Annotated in this window: 6 protein-coding genes and 1 pseudogene; 4 read left to right on the top strand and 3 right to left on the bottom strand. The window is 39.0% G+C overall.

The features are described from left to right. A partial coding sequence (locus I8752_RS24475; protein ID WP_214434840.1) for a zinc ribbon domain-containing protein occupies positions 1-211 on the top strand: 211 nt, incomplete at its 5' end. Positions 212-286: 75 nt separating this feature from the next. Here I8752_RS24475 and I8752_RS24470 read toward each other — a convergent pair. From I8752_RS24470 to I8752_RS24460, 3 genes are read right to left on the bottom strand one after another with little or no spacing between them, the layout of a single operon-like run. Then, positions 287-823 carry a hypothetical protein gene (locus tag I8752_RS24470; RefSeq protein WP_214434839.1) on the bottom strand — a complete coding sequence of 179 codons (537 nt, stop codon included), beginning with the start codon at positions 821-823 and terminating at the stop codon, positions 287-289. A gap of 12 nt (positions 824-835) precedes the next feature. Further along, the gene (locus tag I8752_RS24465; protein WP_214434838.1) at positions 836-1,390 is read right to left on the bottom strand and encodes an N-acetyltransferase; all 555 of its coding nucleotides are present in this window, start codon (positions 1,388-1,390) and stop codon (positions 836-838) included. 24 nt (positions 1,391-1,414) lie between these two features. Then, entirely contained in the window at positions 1,415-1,720 is a 306-nt protein-coding gene (locus I8752_RS24460; RefSeq protein ID WP_214434837.1) for a hypothetical protein, read from the bottom strand. 203 nt (positions 1,721-1,923) lie between these two features. On the opposite strand from I8752_RS24460, the gene I8752_RS24455 reads away from it, so the two are divergent. The 3 genes and pseudogenes from I8752_RS24455 to I8752_RS24445 form a co-directional block, all read left to right on the top strand. Continuing rightward, a complete protein-coding gene (locus I8752_RS24455; protein ID WP_214434836.1) occupies positions 1,924-2,172 on the top strand; it encodes a hypothetical protein in 249 nt (82 codons plus the stop codon). A gap of 224 nt (positions 2,173-2,396) precedes the next feature. Continuing rightward, a complete protein-coding gene (locus I8752_RS24450) occupies positions 2,397-2,813 on the top strand; it encodes a hypothetical protein (RefSeq protein ID WP_214434835.1) in 417 nt (138 codons plus the stop codon). 234 nt (positions 2,814-3,047) lie between these two features. Next, positions 3,048-3,301, top strand: a pseudogene (locus tag I8752_RS24445) (IS4 family transposase); the annotation flags it as partial.

The raw sequence follows: 3,301 nt of genomic DNA, 5'->3' as shown, positions 1-3,301 counted from the left end.
TGTCAGTGCAGTTAAGTTTTGCCCGCATTGCTGGACTCCTGGGACGGCAGCTGATCCCCTCTGGGGTCAAGTTAGGGCTAAGTTTTGTTATCTGTGCGGTATGCAGTTGCAGACGAGTTGCACTCACTGTGGGGAGTTAGTTGTGTCACTCAAGTATAAATTTTGTCCTATGTGCGGACAGCCTTATAAACAGAAAAGTCAAAATCGCTAAAACCTCGGCATAGCAATCGTTTCTAGAGCATCTTGCAGCTTTTTACACGTATCTCGGCTTCACGTCGATCATGTTTTATGCTGAGATTTTTTCACCAACAGCTTGATAAATAATTTGCTGTTTGAGAGAATCTGCTGCAACTGCGGCAATAGTTTCCCAATCTTGAGGTGTTAATAGTAAATCTAGCAATTCGCGTAATATCTTTCGGTTAGATATGAATTCCTCACCATAAAGTTCATCATTTCCGAGAGTCACAAGTATATGTTGTCTTACTTCTGGTGTAGGCAACCTTAATTTTTCAACTATTCTTTCTCTTGCGGTTTTAACAGCAATTTTTGTAGCTGTACCTAAGTTCCAGTCACTAATTAGCAACCGGACTTCCTTGTTCAGGGAGATACGTAATATTGTTAAACGCCCCAAAAGTTCAAAGTTAAGTATGAGGTCGCCAAATGCACTTCCCCAATTTAATCCAGCACCAATATTACTACAGGCAAGCTCCTCAGCTTCCACCGCTTGGCGTAGCCAAGTTTCATTGACTAATAAATCCATTGGGCTAACTAGGTTATTTTGACCAGGGTTACCGTAGTTTTCATTGTTTTCGTACTGACTCATCTACCTGACACCTCATCTAAAATAACGCCATAGCCCGTACTCAAAATAAACTAGCTCGTCATAATCTTCATCTTCACCCAACTCAATCATGCCTAGGTTTTCATAAAACTTCTCTGCTCCAGGTAACGAATGTAATCCAACTCTACCCTCAAAACCTAATTCTAGGCTACGGGTTCGAGCAAAGCTTAAGAGTGCAGTACCAACACCTTTAAACCTTGGTGGACGTTGGATCGGTTCTCGATTCCAAGGTGCAGAAGCAATACCCTCAACATAAACCAAACGTTTTCCTTCTGCCAAGCGCGAACCGTGCATCTGAGTTTCAATCAACATTAATCCTTGAGTTTGGCTTTCGTATTCAATAGCATAACCTTCGCGGTTTGACTGCCGACAGATGACAAACTCAAATTTAAATTCCCAGTCCCAGAATTTATCTTCTTGTTCATGCAGCTTTAATTGTTCTTTCCAGTTGGAGGTATAGTCATCAGCATGTTTTTGTTTTAACTCTACTAAGTCTGCTTTCACAGCCAGATTATCTTGACAGCGAATTAGTTGAATAGTTAATCGCATGGCATTAAAGTTTAGCAATTTCTTTTAATCAGAAGTAGGTTCACTTTCTTGCAGCCACTGTAAAATAGTTAAAGCCAATTTCCAAGATTCTTTTCTATCCCAACCAGGCAAATGATTTAGTATTCGTCCAGCCAGTAATTCTGGTTCATCTAATCTTCGACGACGAGCAGCTATTCCATCCTTAATCAATTGACCGAGTGTGGCTGCTTGATTACCGCGATAATCAGGCTGCTGTTTGATTTCATCAATAATCCATTCTGGGACGGTAATGGTTTTAAATCCTGGTTTCGGCATATCTAACGAAGAACTAGTTTTTTGATAGTACGGCACTTGACGTTATAGATGCAAATGTTAGTACGGTATAGTATGGTAAAAGAAAGCCATCATTCAAGCTATCCTCACAAAAATTATATGAATCAGCAACTTATACCAATTTGCAATTCGCGCATGAGCGCAATTCGCAATTTGGAAACTTAGATATAGCAAGACTTTCCTCGTTTACCTCTGTTGCCTCATTTTAGAGAATTGGAATTATGAATCAAGACACCTATATTGTGGAAGAGTTAGACCCATTAGTTTTTTGTGAAACTTGGGGATTAAGTTATGAAGAAGCCTCAAAATATTTAAAGATTAAAGCACGAACGATGGCAGCTTATGCGTGCAATGGGAAAGTAACCAAACGTAATCCTTCTTCTAGAGTCAAAGCTCTGGCAGCCATGCAGCACAACATTTGGATTCAACAAGGAAAACACCCTTTGACATACTCCCCATCCTTCAACTGATACTTAAAATTCTTAAAGTCAAGTTTTATAAAAATAATTTATCAACAAAGTTGTCAACAAAGTCCATTGCTCAATGAGCGTGGATTTTTTATTGTAGAAAAACAAGGTTAATCACAGTTAATCCACCGTTTATTTATACAGAATGTGATATCAAATTCATACGGAAATTAACACAGATATTGACCATGTTTTTTAGACGTTAACTACTTATTGACTTACTATTGATGAACCCAGCATGGAAAGAAGAACTTTTTGGGCAAAAAACGACATCTTCCGGGTTAAACCCCCTGGTTTTACCCATGACCAATGCCAAAATGCTACGAATTTTAGACATTTGCTATCGCACATGGCAGCGGTGGGCAGAGGTAGCCGAAGCTATTCCTCAGTATAAATTGGCACGAATCCAAATGCAGAGGATGGCAATCGAAAAAAGACTCAGAGCGCCCTTAATCCGTCCTTATCAAGTATGGGTGCTAGGCAAGATTGGTGAAGTGTTTGGAGATTTAGATCAAGGCACAACCAAGATTGAAATAGTCCGGTCAATTGTCCAAGCCAACAAGTCAGAATACACCATTAAAGAATTTGAAGCCGAACAAATCAGATTCACTCAACTGCTAACAGGAGAATTACAGAATGTTTGAAACTCAAGATAAATTCAGTCGCCAAGATTTGTTTGAATTGCTCAGTGAAAAATACTTCAAGGGGCGACAAACGCCTCTAAACCTAGCCAGATAAAGGTTTGAGAGGCACAGACCCCTTAACAAATGTGGGTACTTATTGAGAATGAACTGTACAGTTATTAAGCAGCTACCTGTAGGGTACAGTTTAATGGTAAAAAAGAACGGTCTCGTAATTTAATTAAGACCGTCGTCATAATGCTGGCATCATTCTACCAAAACTTTTTAGAAAAATACCTAAATAAAGCACAGTTAATCACTCTGAAAATGTTGGTGTGGTTGTTACAAAATCAGAAACAGGTGAAGATAGAAAGACTGGCAGCAACCTTACCTCTACCAATACAACAAAACAGTCATAGACGGCATATACAAAGGTTTTTAACATTGAATACCTTAAGTGTAGTATTGTTGTGGTTTCCTATCATTGAAGCAATAATTAACCAACATTTTAA

Source organism: Dendronalium phyllosphericum CENA369 (assembly GCF_016056275.1).
Taxonomy (GTDB): domain Bacteria; phylum Cyanobacteriota; class Cyanobacteriia; order Cyanobacteriales; family Nostocaceae; genus Dendronalium; species Dendronalium phyllosphericum.
Note: the sequence above shows the minus strand (reverse complement) of the source record. Positions and strands in the feature narration are given on the sequence as shown.